Source organism: Streptosporangium sp. NPDC050284, from assembly GCF_044459525.1.
Lineage (GTDB): Bacteria > Actinomycetota > Actinomycetes > Streptosporangiales > Streptosporangiaceae > Streptosporangium.
Window position 1 is genome coordinate 298,715 of the sequence record NZ_JBITIZ010000005.1, and the last position, 16,541, is coordinate 315,255.

General features: G+C 67.3%; 16 protein-coding genes. 3 read left to right on the top strand and 13 right to left on the bottom strand.

Annotated features, from left to right (window positions below; translation table 11 throughout):
- Window positions 1-142: 142 nt before the first annotated feature.
- Together ACIBH4_RS14655 and ACIBH4_RS14660 are read left to right on the top strand one after the other, a co-directional pair.
- Entirely contained in the window at window positions 143-1,168 is a 1,026-nt protein-coding gene (locus ACIBH4_RS14655; RefSeq protein WP_362763822.1) for a phosphotransferase family protein, read from the top strand.
- A 270-nt stretch (window positions 1,169-1,438) separates the two neighbouring features.
- The gene (locus ACIBH4_RS14660; RefSeq protein WP_362763825.1) at window positions 1,439-2,821 is read left to right on the top strand and encodes a xylan 1,4-beta-xylosidase; all 1,383 of its coding nucleotides are present in this window, start codon (window positions 1,439-1,441) and stop codon (window positions 2,819-2,821) included.
- Between the two features lie 9 nt (window positions 2,822-2,830).
- Here the strand turns inward: ACIBH4_RS14660 and ACIBH4_RS14665 are convergent, their stop codons facing one another.
- The 9 genes from ACIBH4_RS14665 to ACIBH4_RS14705 form a co-directional block, all read right to left on the bottom strand.
- Window positions 2,831-3,028, bottom strand: a complete 198-nt coding sequence (locus tag ACIBH4_RS14665) for a DUF397 domain-containing protein (protein WP_362521892.1) — start codon at window positions 3,026-3,028, stop codon at window positions 2,831-2,833.
- Between the two features lie 9 nt (window positions 3,029-3,037).
- Window positions 3,038-3,880, bottom strand: coding sequence for a helix-turn-helix transcriptional regulator (locus ACIBH4_RS14670; protein WP_362521890.1), 843 nt, complete (start codon window positions 3,878-3,880; stop codon window positions 3,038-3,040).
- Window positions 3,881-4,436: 556 nt separating this feature from the next.
- Window positions 4,437-5,288 carry a helix-turn-helix transcriptional regulator gene (locus ACIBH4_RS14675; protein ID WP_362763827.1) on the bottom strand — a complete coding sequence of 284 codons (852 nt, stop codon included), beginning with the start codon at window positions 5,286-5,288 and terminating at the stop codon, window positions 4,437-4,439.
- Window positions 5,289-5,292: 4 nt separating this feature from the next.
- Complete coding sequence (locus tag ACIBH4_RS14680; RefSeq protein WP_362763829.1) at window positions 5,293-5,811, bottom strand: DUF6879 family protein; 519 nt, start codon at window positions 5,809-5,811, stop codon at window positions 5,293-5,295.
- The gene (locus ACIBH4_RS14685) at window positions 5,789-6,013 is read right to left on the bottom strand and encodes a hypothetical protein (RefSeq protein WP_362763831.1); all 225 of its coding nucleotides are present in this window, start codon (window positions 6,011-6,013) and stop codon (window positions 5,789-5,791) included. The genes ACIBH4_RS14680 and ACIBH4_RS14685 overlap by 23 nt, the downstream gene beginning before the upstream one ends.
- Window positions 6,014-6,382: 369 nt before the next feature.
- Complete coding sequence (locus ACIBH4_RS14690; RefSeq protein WP_362763834.1) at window positions 6,383-6,697, bottom strand: IS3 family transposase; 315 nt, start codon at window positions 6,695-6,697, stop codon at window positions 6,383-6,385.
- Window positions 6,690-7,787: an IS630 family transposase gene (locus ACIBH4_RS14695; protein ID WP_399172151.1), complete on the bottom strand. Its 1,098-nt coding sequence runs from the start codon at window positions 7,785-7,787 to the stop codon at window positions 6,690-6,692. The genes ACIBH4_RS14690 and ACIBH4_RS14695 overlap by 8 nt, the downstream gene beginning before the upstream one ends.
- 72 nt (window positions 7,788-7,859) lie before the next feature.
- Window positions 7,860-8,510, bottom strand: a complete 651-nt coding sequence (locus ACIBH4_RS14700; RefSeq protein ID WP_362769614.1) for an IS3 family transposase — start codon at window positions 8,508-8,510, stop codon at window positions 7,860-7,862.
- Window positions 8,507-8,815, bottom strand: a complete 309-nt coding sequence (locus ACIBH4_RS14705; RefSeq protein ID WP_355575034.1) for a transposase — start codon at window positions 8,813-8,815, stop codon at window positions 8,507-8,509. Before ACIBH4_RS14705 ends, ACIBH4_RS14700 begins: the two co-directional genes overlap by 4 nt.
- A 66-nt stretch (window positions 8,816-8,881) precedes the next feature.
- Between ACIBH4_RS14705 and ACIBH4_RS14710 the strand changes: the two genes are divergently transcribed.
- Window positions 8,882-9,805, top strand: a complete 924-nt coding sequence (locus ACIBH4_RS14710; protein WP_362769612.1) for a hypothetical protein — start codon at window positions 8,882-8,884, stop codon at window positions 9,803-9,805.
- 153 nt (window positions 9,806-9,958) lie between these two features.
- On the opposite strand, the gene ACIBH4_RS14715 is transcribed toward ACIBH4_RS14710, so the two are convergent.
- The 4 genes from ACIBH4_RS14715 to ACIBH4_RS14730 form a co-directional block, all read right to left on the bottom strand.
- Window positions 9,959-11,179, bottom strand: a complete 1,221-nt coding sequence (locus ACIBH4_RS14715; RefSeq protein WP_362769610.1) for a DUF418 domain-containing protein — start codon at window positions 11,177-11,179, stop codon at window positions 9,959-9,961.
- Between the two features lie 92 nt (window positions 11,180-11,271).
- Complete coding sequence (locus ACIBH4_RS14720; RefSeq protein WP_362769608.1) at window positions 11,272-14,520, bottom strand: hypothetical protein; 3,249 nt, start codon at window positions 14,518-14,520, stop codon at window positions 11,272-11,274.
- 270 nt (window positions 14,521-14,790) lie between these two features.
- Window positions 14,791-15,594, bottom strand: a complete 804-nt coding sequence (locus ACIBH4_RS14725; RefSeq protein WP_362514417.1) for a polysaccharide deacetylase family protein — start codon at window positions 15,592-15,594, stop codon at window positions 14,791-14,793.
- Window positions 15,591-16,541 (bottom strand): glycosyltransferase family 2 protein, encoded by a 951-nt coding sequence (locus tag ACIBH4_RS14730; protein WP_362514420.1) that lies wholly within the window; start codon window positions 16,539-16,541, stop codon window positions 15,591-15,593. Before ACIBH4_RS14730 ends, ACIBH4_RS14725 begins: the two co-directional genes overlap by 4 nt.

Sequence of the window (16,541 nt, forward strand, 5' to 3'; positions counted from 1 at the left end):
AAGCTCAAGCATGCTGGTAGGGACGTAATGTAACGATAAAGGACGGAACTGAGGGCAGGCTGTGTGCATCGCAACGTTTCGGAATCTCATTGAAAGACCCCGGCTGGCGCCGCCGGCCCGAGTGACGTTCTAATTAGTGGCTATGAGCACCCCTGGCATCGACTGGTCACACCTTGTCGGATGGATCGCGGCCAATGTCCCCGGCATCGGTGAGCCTACCGGGGTCTCCCTGATCGCGGGCGGCAGATCCAACCTGACGTACGTCGTGGAGACCCCCGAACGCCGGCTGGTGCTGCGCCGCCCGCCGCTGGGGCACGTACTGCCGACCGCCCACGACATGAGGCGCGAGTGGCGGGTGATCTCGGCGCTCGCGCCGACCTCCGTCCCCGTGCCCGAGCCGGTCGCCTTCTGCGAGGACCCCGGGGTGATCGGGGCGCCCTTCTACCTCATGGGACACGTGGACGGCGTGGCCGTGCGGACCCAGGAGGACGCCTGGGCACTCACCCCCGGGCAGACGCGGCGGCTGTCGGAGCGCCTGGCCGAGGTGCTCGCCTCGATCCACGCCGTCGACTACGAAAGGGCGGGGCTGGGGGACTTCGGGCGTCCCGAGGGATACATGGCCCGCCAGCTGGAGCGCTGGGGGCAGCAGTGGGAGCGGTCGAAGACCGCCGAACTGCCCGCGTACGACCGCCTGGTGGCCCGCCTGCGCGCGCGCCTGCCCACGCGGTCCGCCTCGACGCTCGTCCACGGCGACTACCGGCTCGACAACACGCTCGTGCGGCTGTCCCCGGATCCCGACATCCTCGCCGTCGTCGACTGGGAGATGTCCACGCTCGGCGATCCCCTCGCCGATCTCGGCCTCACCCTCACCTACTGGCAGGACCCCGGCGACGAGGAGCGCGCCTCGGTCCCGGTCGCGGCGGGCGTCACCGTGGCCCCCGGCTTCCTCACCGCCCGCGAGTTCGCCGCCCACTACGCGAAGGTCTCCGGCGCGGACCTGTCCGACCTGGACTTCTACGTGGCCTTCGGCAACTACAAACTCGCCGTCATCGTGGAGGGCATCCACGCCAGGTTCAAGCAGGGCAAGACCGTCGGCGAGGGCTTCGAGGAGATCGGCGCCGCCGTTCCCACGCTCGTCGAGCGGGCTTTGCGGGTCCTGGGAGACTGACCGACAGCTCACCACGTATTTAGCGGGTCCCCGGAGACTCACCGACAGGTCCGCTCGCAGGGGGCCCGCGGTCGCCGGGCCCGGCGACGGCCCGGCGGCTGGAGAGCGGGCGGGAACTACGGTAGAAGTTTCAAGCGTTGTGCAAGCCACCCTGGATACGCTGACGGCATGGCCGGTAACGCTTGCCTGTGAACCATGCCGAGGCACCGTCACGGTCCGCTGCCGCTGTGGAACGCTACATTCGTTGACCTGCGAGGATTGAGGAATTCGGTGATACCGACTAACGGACGGCACCAGCGACGGCGCCCGGCCTGGCCGGTCGCACTGGGAGCCATGGTCGTGACGGCGGTGCTCGTGGTCGGCATCATCGCCTACGCCGCGAAGCCGGACGTTCCCCGCGGACAGGCCATGACCGCGGCTCCGACGGAGCCGGCACCCGTGCTGGAGTCGCCCCCCTCCCTTGAGGAGTGGCCGCGTTGGGGCATCACCCACACGGAGTTCAGCGCCGACAACGAGGGCAGTGACGTCACCGAGGCCGCCTCCCACATGCTGAGCCGGGTCCCGATGCTGCAGAACCAGCACATCATGGGCTGGGGCGCGGGCAATCCCGAGCCTGCGCCGGGTAAGAACGACTTCCGCGACCTCGACCGCAGGGTGAGACTCATGGCCGGCTCCGAGGCCGTCCCGATCATCACGCTGTGCTGCGCGCCCGACTGGATGAAGGGCGGCAGCTCCGGCAGGACCGACTGGACGCAACTGGAGACCGCACCCCGGCGCGAGCACTTCGACGACTACGCCAAGCTCGCCGTGACCGTCGCCAAGCGCTACCCCACCGTCAAGCACTTCATGGTCTGGAACGAGCTGAAGGGATTCTGGAACACCCCCCAGAACCGCTGGGACATCGAGGGCTACACCGAGCTGTACAACAAGGTCTACGCCGCGCTGAAGGCCGTCGACAAGGACATCAAGGTCGGCGGCCCCTACGTTTCCGTCGGCAGCACCACCGTCCCCGAGCGGGGTGCGGAGATCCAGGGACCGTGGGGGAGCATCGTCCAGCGCGACCTGGAGGCGGTCAGCTACTGGATCGAGAACAAGGACGGCGCCGACTTCATCGTCGTCGACGGAGCCTCGGTCACGAAGGAGGCGGGGGCCTTCCCCGACGAGTTCACCGCCCTGGGCAAGTTCGGCGCCCTCACCAGGTGGCTCCAGGAGAAGAGCGGAAACCTGCCGGTCTGGTGGGCCGAATGGTACGTCGAACCCACCAACAGCGACTGGGAGGAGGATCGCCGCATCGCCGTCCACACGGCCGCGATGATGGAGTTCGCCACCAGCGGCGTCACCACCTCGCTCTTCTGGAACCCTCAGCGCAAGTCCATTAACGCGAACCAGGCGTGCCCCGGCTGCCTGTGGCATCCGACCACCGGCGTCGAGATGCCCATGGCGGGCATCATGAGCGGTTTCACCAAGTGGTTCCCCCTCGGGGTCACGCTGGAGACGGTCACCTCATCCAACACGCAGGTGCGGGTCCTGGCCCAGGAGCGCCAGCTCGTGATGGTCAACACCACCGACGCGCCCGTCACCACCGTCGTGGACGGCAAGGAGTTCCAGCTCAGGCCGTACGAGGTCAGATGGAGCGACCGCACCGGAGCCTAGGCGGCGCGCCTAGTCGAACTCGCCGTCCCTGACGCCGCCGATGAAGGTGTTCCACTGCTCCGGGGTGAATCTCAGGACGGGGCCGTCGGGGTTCTTGGAGTCCCGTACGGCCTGACCGCCGCCGGGAAGGGGCGCGACCTCGACACAGTTGTCGCCCGAGCCGGAACAAGAACTCTTTCGCCACGTGAAGGGCTGGGGGAGATTCATGATTACCTCTTAACGGAGCTGATCTACCAGGTTGGACAGGTATGCCACGGACGAGTCTGGGCCGAGTGCGGACGAGCGTATGAGATCGAAGAGAAGCCTGTAGTGCTCAAGCTCTTCGGAAGTCTCCAGGTATAGGTCACTTGTCGCGGTCTCAATATAAACAATGCTCGGATCATTCTGATCCGGGAAATTCAATATGGTGAATGCGCCGTCCATGGCGGCATGGGCTCCGGTCGAGTCTGGTAGAACTTGCAGGTAGATGTTTGGCCTGGCACTCATTTCGATGATATGCCGCAACTGCTGGCACATCACCGACGGACTACCCACCGTTTTGGTCAGTGCGGCTTCATCGATCACAGCCCACAGTGTAGGTGGGGTCTCGCTGTGCAGGACGGCTTGCCTCGCCAGTCGCGCCTCTACACGGCGACGAATTTGGGCATCCTCCATCACCCGGCCACCCTTGAACATCGCCGTGGCGTAATCCTCGGTCTGAAGCAGACCGGGTACGCGGAGATCCTCGTAGGTGTTGATCAAAGATGTCTCTGCTTCGAATCCAGCTAGAGAACCACGCCAAATGTCTTGATAGTTGGCCCACCACCCCTTCTCGCGTGACTGGCGAGCCAGCGTCAGGACAGCCTCGCGTTGTGCTGGGTCCGTTACCGAGTACAGGTCCAGAAGAGCCCGAATGTTCCCCAGGTCGGGCCTGGTCCACTTGTTGGCCTCCATTTTGTTGAGGCGACCGCGTGACCATTCCAATCGACGTCCTGCCTCTTCGACGCTGAGCCCCGTCCGTTCGCGAAGGCGGATGAGTTCGGCGGATAGACGGCGTCGGCGGACTGTGGGACTCGCCATGATTCCCTCTCTTGTTTCGAAAATAGGACATTTTATCGCATTGAAACTATCGCCTTGAAAGTATCTATGCGATCAGTCACTATCAAGAGAGTACTCGTAACCCTGCGTGAGAGGGGGTGGTTGTGGGCGATCGCGAGCAGCGCATAGAGAGCACCTCGGCCGTCCACGCGCGTGGCGTGCCGTCCATCGAGATCGAGGCAGGGAAGATCCACGGCGGACCTTTGCTCATGATTCAGGTCGACGATCGATATACCTGCGGCCTGTCTGGCACGCGGCCGGATGCACCCGACGTGTGGCCTGGTTACAGGCGCTCGTTTCTGCAGCAACGAACGTAAAAAATTTCCGGCGTCCTCGGGCATGGTGACGCAACCACCAGCCCGAGGACTGGATCAGGAACACGGACGACGTACTTCCGGCAGGAGTCGTCGAACAGATCACCGCGCCGGTCGCCCATGTCTGGGTCGACGTGCTGTGCAACCCGTCCTGCCCGCCGGGCGGCCATAAGCCGTACCCGAGCTGAGGACGACGTCACCGTGCCGGGCGGTCCTGGGGCCAGTCAGTCGTCCAGGGCGGCCACCGCCGACGTGATGAGGTTGCGGGCCGCCTTGCCGTACACCGCGAGCTCCGCCATCTTCGTGAACACCTTGCCGTACATGGCGATCTCGTGGGGCTGCGTGATCCTCAGATGCCCCGACACCAGTTCCACGGTGACCTCATCGTCGTCGAACATGAAGAACGACTCCGTGGGCCACATGCGGGAGCGGTCGGCCCCGAGGGGGATGATGCCGAGCGACACGGACGGCATCGCGCTCGCGGTGAGCAGGTGACCGAGCTGGGCGGCCATCACCTCACCGCCACCGATGGGAGCGCGGAGAACGCTCTCCTCCAGCGTGACCGCGAATCGATGGTCGCCCTCCTGGACCACCCGCTGCTTGTCCAGGCGCACCTGTACTGCCTCGGTCACGTCGTCGGGGAGATTCCGGCGCAGCATGAGCGCCGTGAGCACCGCCGCTATGTAGGGGCCGGTCTGCAACGGCCCCGGGATCAGCTTGGATGAGTAAATTCGGAATTGCCGTGTCCGCTCCCACAGAGGAAGCACCGCCTCTTGAGCCTGGCGCAGCCCGTTGCGTTCCATGTGTCGCCACTCGACGAACATGCCCTCGATCGTCTCCAGCGAGGCCACCAGTTCGTTCGTCTGCTCCGGCGCACCGCAGCAGCGACACCAGATGCGGATGTCGGCCGCGGCCGGGCGCCGGCGGGCATGCTCGATGCGGCTCACCTTTGAGGCGTGCCAGCCTGCCAGCCGCGCGAGATCACGACCGGACAGGCCGGCTTCTTGCCGAAGGTGGCGGAGTCTCGCCGCCAGGAGTTCGAGCGCCTGCTGAGCGCTGGAGGACGTCGGGCGCACGGGCTCAGGCCGGCCGATAGTCCTCGTGCGGGGTGGCACGCTGCCATACGGCCTCGAATGCCTCCGCCTGCTGCTTGACCACGATGGGATCGGTGATGAGCTCCTCTCCCACCTTGTCGCCCACCCCGCTGAAGTAATGAACGAGCAGCGTGCTGCCGTCGAACAGCCAGAAGTCGTTCGCGGGCAACATCAGGTCCGTGGCCTTTCGGCGGGGCAGCCATCGCACATGCTCCCCTGCCCGTATGTTCGGGACGGTGACGTCGTACTCGTACTGGATATAGGGGCTGATCGGCTCCGATACGACGCGCGCTCGCTGCACTTCAACGCCCCGGCTTACAGCATCGACGATGTTCTGCAGCCATGGCCGCCACCACGAGGAACGGTCATCCAGGTCGATCCTGTGCCCGGATTGCCAGGCGCTGAGGCCGGGATCGTTCAGGGTGTAGCCGTCGCGCATCTCCAGGTGCCAGGCAGAGCGCTGACAGGCGGCCAGGAGTTGCTTAAGCGTTGCTGTTGCCGCCACCGGTTACCTCCGGGAAGAACTGCATCATGCGCTTGGGGAAGCGGATCAACGTTTCGCCCTCGGGCATGTCGCCCACATGCTGGAGAGTGGCGGTGTCGGTGATGGTGAAGCCCTGCAGGATGTAGTCGTCGCCGTCCTCCCAGACGGTTGGCGAGTCGCCGTCGGGGCTGTCGGGATCCTTGCCGAGGAACCGGAGTGCCATGGGATGCCTCCCGCTGGGGATGGAGTGCCTGTGTGCCGTAGCTTGCGCCCGGTCGTGCTCTGACCTCAACACGATTGCCAGAAATTGCCAATCGCCATCCGCTTTGACGCGGTACGGGCTTGGCGCGCGCAAGGTGCGGCAACAACATTGAGCTGCTCAGACCGGCATCAATACCTTGCCGGCATGGACAGTTACGGGTCCGCAACCCCACATCGCACACCGGTCCGGGCGTCACGATCAGACCATGGCCAGATGCGGGCCGCAGACGATTGAGCACGAATGGCAGGAGCAGGAGCCCACGTTCGAGTGGGAGCCGTACACGCCGTCCGGCGGCATACTTGAGGTTCCCCCGGTTTCCCGGAGAGTTTCCTATGTGGTTTCGGTCAGCTCGGTGTGGCTGCTGACGGTGTCGGGTAGATCGTGTTGTCGGGCGTACCAGGCGGCCTCGTACTCGTCCGGGGAGAGTCCGCCCAGCCTCTTCTGGATGCGGCGGGGGTTGTACCACCCGTCGATGTAACGGAATAGGTCCGTGTCGGCTTCCTCTCGGGTGGCCCAGGTGGTGCGGTAGACCAGCTCTACCTTGATCGTTGACCAGAGGTTCTCGGCCAGGGCGTTGTCGAAGCTGTCGCCGACGCTGCCGGTCGAGGGGGCGATGCCCGCATCGGCTAGTGGCGTGTCACGCAACCTTGGCGGGATAACTGGTCCATGAGCGGATCGGGGAGCTGGCCGCGAAGCTGACCTTGGGCTGGGCGTGCCGGTTGTGCCAGCGGATGTAGGCAGCGATGGCGGCGTTCTGCTCGGGGTGGCTGCGGTGGTCGGTGCCGTTGAGGGCGAAATAGCGCAGTGCGGCGAATTCGGACTCGATCCAGTTCAGCCAGGAGGCATAGGTCGGAAGGAACACCAGCTCGACGTCGTTGGCGGCGGCCCAGGCTTTGACCTGGGGATGCTTGTGCGGCGAGTAGTTGTCCACGATCAGGTAGAGGGTGCCTGCGGGCCAGCGCCCGCGCAGGGACTTGATGAACGACAGGAACTCACGCCACCGTTTGCGTTCACGGATCCGGTAGTGGATCTTCCCGGTGGCCAGGTCCAGGGCGCCGAGCAGGTGCATGACCCCGCTGTAGCGGTTGTAGGTGGCCCGCAGACGGCGGGGGTTCTTGCCCTGCCGCCAGGCCTTGCCCTTGCGGGGCTGCAGGTTCAAGGGGCCGAACTCATCCACGCACAACACCCGCCCGCCCTGTGGCGGGGCGTCGTACAGGGCCAAGATGCGCTGCATCTTGGCGATGAAGCCGGTGTCGTTGCTGCTCTTCCACGTCGTGGTGGTCTGCCATGACACCTTGCCGGCCTTGAGGATCCGCGCCAGGTGCCAGCGGCTGATTGAGGTCACCAGCTGCAGCTGGACCAGGTGGGCGGCGAGCTTGGACAGGCTCCAGGTGGAAAAGCCGGTGAGGCCCCACTCGGCGGGGGTCGTCCGGGCGATCAGGCAGATGCGCTCGCGCACCCACTCACTGATCCTGCGTGGACGACCCCCGCTCCATTTTGGGTCCAACGCCTCGAACCCCCGCTCGTTGAACGCGTGCACCACCTGGCGCACATAGTCGTCACTGACCTGCATCAACGACGTGATCGCCGAAGCCGACTGCCCTTGCGCGGACATCAGCACCACGATCGCCCGCCGCAGCTTCACCGGATCCTTGGCTGAGCGGGTGATCCTTTGCAGGCGCCGTCCCTCCTCCATCGTCAGCGCACGGACGAACACCTCGGGTTTACGTGCCATGACCACCTCCCAGAACTACTCCGGGACCAGGCTGGCCTGCTCACCCGCCGAGATCAAATAGCCCAGCAAGGTTCAGTGACACGCCACTAGCCGCTGGGTGAAGCGAATTGCCGTATATTGACAGCCTTTATCGGAGTGATGAATGAGCTGCCCGGTGCGCACGTCGCGGCTCCACAGGGCGAACTCCAGCGCGCCCAGCACCAACTCGGTGTCGGCCCGGTCGGAGGTCTTCCAGCCCACGACCCGGTTGGAGAAGGCGTCGCGGACCGAGGCCAGCCACAGCACGCCCTGGCCGGTGAGGATCCTTGTCAGGTCGGCGACCCACAGCCGGTTTGGCGCGGAGGCGGAGAAGTCGCGGCAGACCAGGTCCGGCGCCGGCTGATGACGCGGGTCCTGGCGGGTGGAGCCGGTCGTGAAGCCCTTGCGCATGAAGGCACCCTGCAGCCCGGCCTGGCGCATGAGGCGCTCGACCCGCTTGCGGGAGACACGAACGCCGCGTCGGCGCAGCTCCAAGCGGATGCGTGGTGAGCCGTAGGTGGCGGCGAACTCGTGATCGGCCCGGATCTTAACGATCTCCTCCAGCAGCAGGGCATCGGCCACTGCCCGTGCGCTGGGCCGGGCGGCGCGCTCACGCCATCCGTAGTAGGTGGAGACGGGCACGCCCAAGACCCGCAGGATGAGTTCGACCGCGGCAAGGCCGGGGTGGGCATCGATGAACCTCATGACCGCCGCCGGGTCAGGTCGAACTCCTGGGCGAAATAAGCGCTGGCCGCCCGCAGGATCTCGTTGACGCGCCGCAGCTCGGCGTTCTCCTTGGCCAGCCGCCGGTTTTCCTCCAGCACCGCGGTGCTCGGCAGGTCGTCACGCTCGCCGTGATCGGCCTGGTCCTGCCGGATCCAGTTCCGCAGCGCCTCGCGGTGGATACCCAGCTGGTCGGCCAGGTGCGCGATGACCGGCTTGGGCTCGGCCTGCCGATACAGCCTCATCGCGCGCTCGCGTAGCTCCAGCGGGTACTTTCGCTTCCCCATAATCGAGACCTTTCCCATGATCCGTGGACCATGATCTAAAGCCTCCGGAAAAACGGGGGAAGCTCAATGAGCGATTGCGGTCTGCCTGACCTCGCACGCACTCTATGCCGTCAGCAGGCTCAGATCTTTTTCAGCGTCCCGTCCTTCACTGTGGCGACAGCGGAGCTCGCACTGGAACCTCTTGTCAACCTTTCCCGCCTGCTTATCCGCAGCGGCGACGGCGACGGCGCCTACCATCTGCTCAATACGCTGTACAAGGCAGTCGCTTCCCGCTCGGACACCGTGATCGACGGCATGAAGATCGGATTCGGCGATCTCATCCGCGATGACGATCACCGGGAGATCGTCCGATGGATGTGGACGGTCCTGCTCGCCGACGGCACCCGCGCCCTGACCAGTGCGGGCCGCTGGCAGGACGCGCTCGCTCATCTTCGGCAGCACAACGGTGTCGGCCGACGGATGCTCGACGGCCGCCAAGTCGCGGTCGTCGCGAGCATCACCGCGGGCGACGCGGACGGTGCCTTGGCGTTGCTCGCGGACACCGTTTTGGGGGAGCCGTGGGAGAACGCGGTCACCGCGTGCCTGACCGTGCTGTGCCGCCGCAGCGCCCACCAGTCGGTGGAGGCGGATCTCGCGGTGATGGTGGAGCGCTACCGGCAGATTGCTCCCGCGTCCGGCCTGGCGGTGTTCGGCACACGCTTGGGTCTGTCCGTCATCGACGCGGCCGGAAGCGTGGAGTATCCCGGTGTGCGGGGGATAGCCGCCGCGCTCATCCAGCGGGCTTGCCAGGATGGATACGCGGCACGCGAGGTGCTGGCTCATGAGGGGTGCGCCGCGCTACTCAACGACGAGCAGGCACGCGTTCTCGCCGAAGTGCTGGACGCCTGTGCGCTGGGACGCCGGATACTCCCCCCACGATTGGCGGCTGATCTTTCGACTGCGCTGGACACCAGTGAAACGGTGCTTTCGGGGACTCTCCGCGTTAGGTAGGCGCGATCGAGCAGTAACTCTTTTTCTAGGAATCGGACCCGCAGCGGGTTGGCGACGCACCGCTGCAGCGCGGTCCGGCGGCCGGCCTCGTCGCGCAGGATTCACTCGATGGATACCCACGCCTTGGGACGGTTTCAGCTGGGCGGCTTCCTCTTAGGCGGCGCCCGCGGAGGGAGAGGGTCTGCGCCAGTTGGTGAACCAGCGCAGCACCCACTCCACGGGCCCGTAGCGGTGGCGACGCAGCCACCACAGGCTCCAGAGGGACTGCGCCGCGAAGATGCCGACGCCGATCGACACGACATGAAACGGGCTGAGCAGGTCGACCAGGCTCAGCCCGTAGCCGGTGAAGATGAGTGAGCTGATCAGCGACTGCGCCAGATAGTTCGTGAGCGCCAGCCTGCCGGGCGCCGCGAGCGCCCCCGCCAGGCGCGGCATCGCCGGGAGCAGGCGCAGCAGGGTCGCGGCGTAGGCGGCGGCCAGCAGCGGCGCGGTGACCAGGTTCACCGCCTGGCCGACCATGTGGTACGCGTGCCCGCCGCCCGACCAGGTCGAGTGCGCGTAGACCAGCGCCCCGGCGAGCCCGACGGTGAACCCCGCCCACTGCATCCGCCGCAGCGTGGCCGTGTGCCCGGAAAGGTCGCTCAGCAGCCGCAGCTTGCCCACGGCCAGCCCGACCAGGCAGGCGGCGAGCACCGTGGGCCCCTGGAAGGAGACCCGCAGCACGAAGATCTTGGCGAGCCTGTGCAGGTGCTCATTGATGATCATGGAGGCGGAGCCGTGCAGCGCCTCGTCGGACAGGGCGGCCTGCGCCGCGTTCTCCGACATGGCCTGAGAGGCGTCCGTGCCCAGCGTCGCGAGCGCCGCCAGCAGCAGCATCCCCACGGCCAGCGCCACCGTGAGCGCGAGCGCGATGATCAGCGCGGCGCGCGGGGCGATCCGCCGCATCGCCAGCAGGACCAGCCCCACCACCGCGTACGTCGTCAGGATGTCACCGGGGAACAGGAGGATCGCGTGGGCCAGGCCGAGCAGGAACAACCCTCCCAGGCGGCGCAGGAACCGGGGGGCGAACCTCGTCGCCGACCTGCGGGCCGAGTCGATCTGGAGGGTGAAGCTGTAGCCGAACAGGAAGGCGAACAGCATGTAGAACTTGTTCTCGAAGAGAATCGAGACGAACCAGCGCACCTCCCAGTCGAGCGGTGCGGAGAACGTCGGCGCCGCCAGCCCGGCCATCCGGTATCCCGAGGCGAGGTAGGTGATGTTGACCACCACGATGCCGAGCAGCGCGAAACCGCGTAACGCGTCGACCGCCGCGATCCTCGGCCCCGTGGCCTCGGCGGACGTACCTGCCCGGCCCCGGGGCTCCCCTGCGAGCATCTGACCGTCCTTCGAGCAGCGCCGGGGCGTGCGCCCCGGCGAACGATGCTCAGTATGGTGCGGTTCGACCGCCCACAATGAGATTTTGTTCCTTATTGAAGCTGGTAGCCGATGACGATGAACCGCTCCGCGATCACGGCCAGGGCCAGCACGAACGCGGGCACCGCGACGAACAGGATGCGCCTCCTCCGCCTGGTCGCCTGGTCGCGGCCACGCAGGCAGGCCACCTCGTAGGCGAACAGCGCGATCCACGTCACGACCAGCGCGGCCAGGCCGACCGGCGTCCACGGCGACGTCGGGTCACTGCCGTTCAGCTGCACCCCCGGCTCGGGGATCTCGGCGCCCTCGGGGTAGGAGCTCAGCGTGTAGACGGCCGCGTCCTCGCCGTTGAAGACCCGTTTGAGCTCCTTGTTGGCGTCGAGCGCGGCGCGGAACCGCTGCGCCCAGTCCTGTGGGAAGCCGTGGTTGAGCTGCAGGTATCCGGCCTGCCCGCGGGTGGCCACCAGATAGGTGTTGGGCGGTGACACCCGGAGCTTGTCGATCACCGAGGAGAGCTGGGCCGGATCCTTGTCCACCAGCACCTGCTGGTAGGAGATCTTGTCGAAGTCGCGTTCGCCCCACGGAATGCTCGGCGTCACCTCCTGGCCCAGCACCGGGACCAGGTAGAGGACGCGGGCGCTCGGCTCGTCGTTGTCGTAGATGTAGTGCATCGCCGCGACCTCGCTGGCGGAGACCCGCTCGAACTGCTCGTTGCCGTAGCGCGCGACCAGGAAGACCATCGCCAGCATCATGGCGCACCCGGCGGCCAGCAGCAGCGAGATCCGCCGCGTCAGCTCGGGGTTGAACCGGATGTTGCGCCTGCGGATCGGCACCGTCTCCTCCGGCGCGTCCTCGGTGCCCGCGGGGAGGTTCGGGAAGAAGGCGTACGCGGCCAGGATGCAGGCGCCGGGCAGCGCGAACAGGTAGATGCGCAGGCCGATCTCGCCGCCGTAGTTCTGCAGGCCGAGGGCGAGCACGGGGACGCACAGCAGCAGCAGGGCCGCGCGGTCGCCGACGCCGCGCCGCAGGCGGCGGAACAGGCCGGCGGCGGCGAGCGTCAGGATGACGCCGCAGATGCCCAGGCGGGCCATGAGGACGAGCGCGTGCTTGGGATCGCTGCCGTCGATCCGGTCGCCGGTGTTGCTCTGCAGGTTCTCCAGGATCCGGCCCAGACCGCCGAAGAGCTGGTCGATGTGCCCGCTCCAGAAGGTGACCGTCTGGTAGCTGATCCAGGCCAGCACCATCAGGCCCAGGAAGAAGGGCAGCCCCCAGCTGAGCGAGGAACGCCGGAGCAGGATCAGGCCCGTCAGCGCGCCGAGCATCATGAACGGTGTGATCTGGTGCGAGGCGGTCGCCGTCGCGAACAGGCCGATCAGCACGATCAGCATGATGGCCCGGTCGTAGACGCCGGTGGAGTGGGGCAGCTCACCCGGCGTCAGCCCGTCCAGGCGGGCGAGTAACCGCCGGATGGGCCCCTTGGCGGGCATCGGTTTGACGCGGGGCTCCACCTTGCCGAACCAGCGCAGCACGATCGCGACGAAGGCGAGGTAGATCGCGTACGTGAAGCCCTGGGACGAGAAGTAGTCCTGGCCGATCCACTGCACGATGACGAACAGCAGCGCGGCGAACCAGCGGGCCCTGGTCGTGGCGACGACCTGGCGCAGGATCAGCACGAACGGCAGGAGGTACAGCAGGTTCGACAGCAGCGGCGTCCACCGCATGATCGTCGTCAGGTCGGTGACCCCGGCGGCCTTGGTGACGAAGGCCACCAGCGCGAAGAACCCCGGCCACGCCAGGCGGGCGTCGAGGATGGCGGAGGCCTCACCGGTGCGGTTGATGTACTCAACGAAGCCCGCGTGGACGTAGGCCGTGTGGAACCTCGCCTCGTCCTCGATCAGCGCCGCGGCCCCGTGCAGGGCGAAGGTGATCGCCGCGATCTGGAAGAGCAGCAGGAACTTGCGGTCGGTGTTCTGCGCGATCGTGACGAAGAACGCGACGAGCATCAGCAGGATCGCGGCGAACGCGGTCGACGGCATGGCGGAGATCAGGCCCACGCCGTCGATGTCGTTCAGGTCGACGCCCCGCAGCGGGCCCGGCGACACGCGCAGGGCCAGCACGTACATGATCAGGCCCTCGACGGTGAGCACCGGCGGCAGCCACACCATGGCCGACCGCATCACGGCCTGCAGGCGCGTGGGCTTGGCAGCGGGGTTGGCAGTGGGTTCGACGGTGGGCGTCGTGACCGGAGGCTCGACGGTGTCCACCGCGGCCGGAGGCATCGCGCTCGTCGCCGGTGCCGCCTTCTGCGCGAGCCTCCCGGCGCTCTTTCCCGCTCCCGAGCCGGTCTCCGAGCGCCTCTGCGTGTCCTGTGGGGCCCGATAGGCCGCCGGGGTCTCCGTGACTTCGGAGAAGGACTCAGAAGCTTCCAGGGGGAGCCTGGAGGCTCCGGCGGACCTCTCCCGAGACTCCACGCCCGCAGGCCGGTCGAGTCCCGAAGGCCCGGGGGGTGCAGGGGGCGCGGTGGGCACTGGGGACGCCGTCAGGTCGGGCAGGCGGAACTCCGCCGTGCTGTCGGCCCCGTCCTCGTCCCCGGCGTCCTCAGTGTCCCTGCCGTCCTCAGTGTCCCTGCCGTCCCCCACATCCCCGGCGTTCTCACGGCGCGCGGGCGGGGCCCCTGTCGTCTCGGACCGGGGAACGCTCGCGGAGGGCGGGGACGCTGGGCTGAGGGGTAGCCGGATGACGGCGGTCACCTCGGGATCGTCACCGTAGACGCTCTCCTCGGGAGAGCCTTTCGCGCCTTTCGTGTCGGCGTCGGCGTCGGTTGCGGGGGCCGGCGACAGGCCGTCGGCGTCGTCGTCGGTGTCAACGTCAGGATCGGCGTCCTCGGCGGAGTCCAGCGGTGTTCCGCCGTCGGCGGAGTCCGGCGGCGTGCCGTCATCGGCCGTCTCGTCGTCCGGCGTCTCGTCGCGAGGGGCGCCCGCAGGGGTCTTCTCGTCGGACGTCCGGCCGTCGGGAGTCTCACCGTACGGGCTTCTGCCGTACGGGGCTCCGGCCCCGGACGTCTCGTCGTCGGGAGTCTCGCCGTGCGGACTCCCGGCGCCGGAGGTCTGATCGCCCGGAGCCTCCCCGTCGGGAACCTCGCCGTCCGGGATCTCGTCGGGAGCCTCGTCGCCGGGCGCTCCGAAGGGCGCCGTGCCGGTGGGCTCGCCGTCGGACCCGGCCAGGGGCTCGTCCGAAGGCGCGGGGTGAGTGGGATCGATCTTCCCGACCTCGGCGGTTTCCGCCGCCCCCGTCGTCGTCACGTCATTACCTGCCCGTTGCCTCACGTCTAACATCATGGCGGCTACGCGGACCAGGCTGTGACAGGTCACTACGGATATCCGTCATGTCCGGACGCTTCGCGTAGATCAGTTAAAAGCGGTATCGCGGCTGTACTCCAGCCAAACGGTCCCCTGCTGGCGCCCCCGATCCCACATGGGGACAGGGAAGCCGGACAGCGGAGACCGCCGGGGCGGCCACCGGTGCGCGACCCGCTTCGCGGATCGCGCTCTTTCCGTGGCGTACCCGGCCGTTCACACCTGGCCGCGTACCTTGCGCAGACCGTATCTCGTGCGCCTGACGACGGCGTACCCCTTCGTCAGCATCCGTTCCCGCATGTAGATGAGCGGGACCTGGTTCCCCTCGACCGCCCGGGTGAACATTCCCATCGAGGTGCCCTCGGCGACGGTGAGGCGCGGCAGCGCGAGCACGTCGTGCCGGTCGGCGGCGATGGCGTTGTTCACCGCGCAGGCGGCCCAGTATCCGGCCTTCCTCACCTCGCGCCGCACCCGCACGTTGGAGTAGCCGTACGGGTAGGCCATCGTCGAGACCAGTGAGCCGATCTTGTCCTCAAGCAGGGCCTTGTTGCGCCGCAGCTCCTGGCGGAGCTCGTCCTCCGGCAGCTGGTCGAGCTGGGGGTGGCTGTGGCTGTGGCCGCCGATCTCGATGCCGCAGGAGGCGGCCTCGCGGGCCTGGCTCCACGAGAGCATCGTGTCCAGGGGCCTGCCCGCCGCGTCCTTGCCCGCGTCCCTCACCCACCCGCTGGTCAGGAAGACCGTCGCGGGGAAGTCGTAGCGTTCGAGCAGGGGCAGCGCCTCGCTGTGGAAGTCGGCGTACCCGTCGTCGAAGGTCACCACGACCGGCCGCTCGGGGATGGAGCGGCCGTTGTTGTTGTGCAGCGAGGCGACCAGGTCGGCCACCGTGAGCGGCGTGAAGCCGTTCTCCTTCAGGTAGGCGAGCTGCTCGGCGAAGGCCGAGGGACGCACCGCGAGCGGCTTCGTCTCGGCGTTGGGCCGGTCGGAGACCGAGTGGTACATCAGGATCGGTACGCGGATCATGCCGCACGCACCCGCTTCAGCTTCAGTCGAAGGGAACCGACGATGTAACCCCAGGTCGTCCAGGCGAGACCGACGACGATCGCCCCGGCCCTGCCGAGGCCGGACAGGTCGCCTCGCAGCGCCTCGCCGACTCCGCGCAGCGCGCCCAGCGGCAGAGCCTTCAGCGCGTGGGCCCGCTCGCTCGACAATCCGTCGCCCGCTCCCACGCTCTGGGCGACCAGCGCCTTGGACAGGCCCTCGGCGAAACAGCGTGAGCGGAAGTAGGCGAACGTCGAGCGTACCGGCGGGACCTTGTGGCCGATCACCGCCGCGGGCTCGAACAGCATTCCCGACCCCGGCATCCGCTGCGAGAGCCGGATGCAGAACTCGGTCTCCTCACAGCCCAGCGGGCGGGGTTTGCGCCCCTGCACGCTGCGCCCGATGCCGGTGTGGAACCCGCCGACACCGCCGATGACCTCCCTGCGGAAGGCCGCGTTACCGCCCATGACATTGCGGATCCGCGCCCGCTGCGTGGGCATGCCGAGATAGCTGCACCCCACGGTCCAGTCGAACTCGTGGGGATACCAGCCGGGTCGGTGCCCGATGCCCCACAGCGGCCTGGTCAGCCCGCCCACCCCCACGATGGTCGGGTCCTGGAAGCCCTCCTCCAGTGCTTCCAGCCAGCCAGGCTCCGCGACGGCGTCGTCGTCGAGATAGGCCACGATGTCGCCGGAGGCGGTCGCCGCACCGGTGTTCTTGCCACCGGACAGCCCCTTCTCCTGAGCGTTCTCCACCACGATCGCGCCGGGATACTCCTTTTTGAGCCTCAGGTGGAGATCCGGGTTGTAGTCGACGACCAGGATGATCTCGTGCGGCGCGCGCGTCTGGTTCTGGACCGACTCGACGGCTGCTCGGATGTCCTCCCAGCGGTCCTCGGTGTAAACGCAGATGACGACACTGCTTCTCAT

Coding starts and splice junctions, on each gene's coding strand:
- ACIBH4_RS14725 (WP_362514417.1), bottom strand. CDS start 15,594: ATGATCCGCGTACCGATCCTGATGTACCACTCGGTCTCCGACCGGCCC.
- ACIBH4_RS14695 (WP_399172151.1), bottom strand. CDS start 7,787: ATGGCACGTAAACCCGAGGTGTTCGTCCGTGCGCTGACGATGGAGGAG.
- ACIBH4_RS14655 (WP_362763822.1), top strand. CDS start 143: ATGAGCACCCCTGGCATCGACTGGTCACACCTTGTCGGATGGATCGCG.
- ACIBH4_RS14710 (WP_362769612.1), top strand. CDS start 8,882: ATGAGCGATTGCGGTCTGCCTGACCTCGCACGCACTCTATGCCGTCAG.
- ACIBH4_RS14715 (WP_362769610.1), bottom strand. CDS start 11,179: ATGCTCGCAGGGGAGCCCCGGGGCCGGGCAGGTACGTCCGCCGAGGCC.
- ACIBH4_RS14700 (WP_362769614.1), bottom strand. CDS start 8,510: ATGAGGTTCATCGATGCCCACCCCGGCCTTGCCGCGGTCGAACTCATC.
- ACIBH4_RS14670 (WP_362521890.1), bottom strand. CDS start 3,880: ATGGCGAGTCCCACAGTCCGCCGACGCCGTCTATCCGCCGAACTCATC.
- ACIBH4_RS14730 (WP_362514420.1), bottom strand. CDS start 16,541: ATGAGAAGCAGTGTCGTCATCTGCGTTTACACCGAGGACCGCTGGGAG.
- ACIBH4_RS14685 (WP_362763831.1), bottom strand. CDS start 6,013: ATGGCACTCCGGTTCCTCGGCAAGGATCCCGACAGCCCCGACGGCGAC.
- ACIBH4_RS14705 (WP_355575034.1), bottom strand. CDS start 8,815: ATGGGGAAGCGAAAGTACCCGCTGGAGCTACGCGAGCGCGCGATGAGG.
- ACIBH4_RS14665 (WP_362521892.1), bottom strand. CDS start 3,028: ATGAATCTCCCCCAGCCCTTCACGTGGCGAAAGAGTTCTTGTTCCGGC.